We start from the raw sequence: 2890 nt of genomic DNA on the forward strand, positions 1-2890 counted from the left end.
CAGACGAGAACGCCCTGCCCGAAGGCCGGTACCCCATGACCTTCACCGCAGCGATGGACGGGCTGACCGCCACCCGCGCCACCACGGACAATACGTGGAAGGGGAGCGAAGAAGTAGCCGTACAGGTAGGCGAAGTTGTGAAGAAATATGAGGTAGCAAATAATGGCGACCTGAGCAGCACTTCTCCGTTCTACTGGCAAAGCACGGATATCAATGTCTCGGCATGGTATCTCGGTACGGGATACAGTGCTACGCCGCCCACAAGTACATCGTGGTCGTGGGCGGTGCAGCCCCACCAAAGCAAGACGGAACCGGACAATGCTGATGATAACTACCAGCGGAGCGACTTCCTCTACGCCCCTGCCAAGAGCATCGCTTTCAACCCCCAGGCCAGAGCAGACAATAGCCTGACCTTCTACCACCAGACGGCAAAGGTGGTCATCAACATCGTGAACGCCGAAGCGGCTACGAATGCCTCTGCCATACAGAGTGTGGTTATCGGTCACGAGAAGAACCTCTCCCTGAAAGGTGCATACTCCATTCCGACCGGCAATAACACCGCAGGCACATGGACTCCCGCAACCGGTACAGACGATATGGGCACGATTATAGCCAAGAAGTTAACTGTTGCCAATAAGCTGGCCGATGGTAAAACAACCGCCCTTGCCAGCTATGCCGCCCTCGTCATTCCGCAGGACATGGAGGGCAAGAAGTTCATAGCTATCACCTTGTCCGACAACAATACCTATTATTATACCCCGACGCAGGACGGCGACGCCGACCTGCAAGGCGGCAAGCAACATACGTACGACATTACCGTGAAGCACGGCTATCTGGAAGTGGGCGTTTCCACTTCTCCCCAATGGTCAGGTGGTTCCGAAGAAGTAACCGGCAATGCGCAAACCGTCACCCCCGGCACGGACGGCAACGGCAGCGACTGGACGCAGGACGGCAGCAGCGATGAAACCATAACCGGTACAGAAGAAAGACAATAACAATCCATAACAATCATTTATAAACATCCCAAATATGAAAAAGAATATATTGAATATCTCCTTATTTACGCTGTTGTCCGCTGTTGTTCTGTGCGGTTGCAGCAACGATGACGAACTGACCGTAGCCGCCACCGACGGCACCACGCTTACCGTTACAGCCCGTGCGGACGGCTTCACCTCCACGGACGGAACTCCGCAAACCGGTACCCCGCAAACCCGCGCTTCGGAAAGCGGTTACACCACCACCTTTACCAACGGCGACCAAATAGGCGTGTTTGCCGTGAAGGACGGCAACGTGATTCCCGACTGCAAGAACGTGCAGCTCACTTACGACGGTGAGAAGTGGAGCGGTAACGTAATCTATAAATATACCGACGCAACGTACTTTGCCTACTACCCGTATACGGCAGATATGAACGATAAAACAAGCGTTGACGCAATCGTCACAGCCTTCAACAACACCGTAGCCACCGTCACCGACCAAAGCACGTATGCCAAGTATACCGCTTGCGACCTGATGACGGCATCAGTTGACGCTGCATCCGTAAGCGGCAAGTTCCTCTCTTTCAAATTCTCTCACGCGATGTCCTTGATAGAGATTTCCCTTCCGGTGCAGAAGTACAAGACTTCGGAAGCTGCCGATGTTTACGAATATTCCGCCCCCGTCCTCAATCCCACGTTCAGCCTTGATCCGAGTGGTGCAACAACGATTAAACCTTATCCCATGGGCAACGGCATTTACCGTTACATCGTCCCTGCAGGTACTTCCACCGTCAGCGGTGCGTTCGATATTGCCGATGGCAAGACCATCGAATACTCAAAAAGCAGCCTTTCCTTGTCCGCCGGCAATTACAAGCGGCTGAATGTGACATACAGCGGTGCTAATACAGCCGTAGTCCGTGCCCTTGCCATAGGTGATTTCTATTATTCGGACGGCAACATCTGCCCCGGCGACGCAAGTAATCCTCCAAAAGAGGGTTGTATCGGTATCGTGTATTGGTTAGGCGACATCACGGACTACAACTACACGCTGTTGGATAGTCAATTCCCCGGCGGTACGCACGGTTTGGTCGTTTCCTTGTGGGATATGCCTGCTCCGGACAATGGCAGCAATCTAAGCATGCTATGGACGTATGGCGGTTATGAGCATGTGAGCGATTGGTTGCGAAACGCCACATGGTCAGGAGGCAGCATCAGCAGACCCGACGGTTTCACCAGTATTCAGGCCGAAGATAAGATGCAGGGTTACGCCAATACCGTTGCCTTGGCGGAGTATAATGCATACGTAGAGAGTCAAACAACGGGAGACGGTTACGGACAAGAGGGCAATAAGCGTGTGAAGCCCGTCAAGGGTCTGTCTGCTTTTCAGACCGCCCATCCTGCTCCCGTAAGCAGTAGCGGTTGGTATTGGCCTTCCGTTTGTGAGTTGAAACAGGTGTGTTGGGGACAAGGGAATAGTAGTGGTACAAGTGGAAAAAGTATGCTGAATCCTAAAATCACGAACGTCGGTGGAACTACTTTCGGCGACGACGACTACTGGTCGAGTACGGAGGACAGCTACTACATCAACTTCGCGTGGTGTGTGTACTTCTACAGTGGCAACGTGTACAACTTCAGCTATAAGTACCGCAATTCCTGTCGTGTGCGTCCCCTTCTTGCTTTTTAGTTATTTATCTATTAAAATTATTCATCTATTAAAAACGAATCCCCGCGAAGCGGGTCGATGATATTTTTTATGGCATTAACAGAAGATTTACCCGCCCTTTGCATAAGAATCTCCCGATTCGCCTCTCTCTCTGTTCCTTGCGGAAGCGCATCAGCGGCAGGGCTTTTCGAATCGGGAGATTGTAACAAATTATCGCACCCTCCGGCGCCCCCGAAAACTCCCTGCGCAC

3 protein-coding genes are annotated in these 2890 nt (G+C 52.5%); 2 read left to right on the forward strand and 1 reads right to left on the reverse strand.

Going from position 1 to position 2890, the window contains the following annotated elements; genetic code table 11:
* Window positions 1-995 (forward strand): fimbrillin family protein (locus BN161_RS07335; protein WP_052356200.1); only part of this gene is annotated, 995 nt, incomplete at its 5' end.
* 34 nt (window positions 996-1029) lie between these two features.
* Window positions 1030-2661 (forward strand): fimbrillin family protein, encoded by a 1632-nt coding sequence (locus tag BN161_RS07340; RefSeq protein ID WP_044264421.1) that lies wholly within the window; start codon window positions 1030-1032, stop codon window positions 2659-2661.
* 17 nt (window positions 2662-2678) lie between these two features.
* Here the strand turns inward: BN161_RS07340 and BN161_RS30095 are convergent.
* Window positions 2679-2890: hypothetical protein (locus BN161_RS30095; RefSeq protein WP_044264423.1), on the reverse strand; the 212-nt coding region annotated here is incomplete at its 5' end.

The organism is Bacteroides timonensis, from assembly GCF_000513195.1.
In the GTDB taxonomy this organism is placed as follows: domain Bacteria; phylum Bacteroidota; class Bacteroidia; order Bacteroidales; family Bacteroidaceae; genus Bacteroides; species Bacteroides timonensis.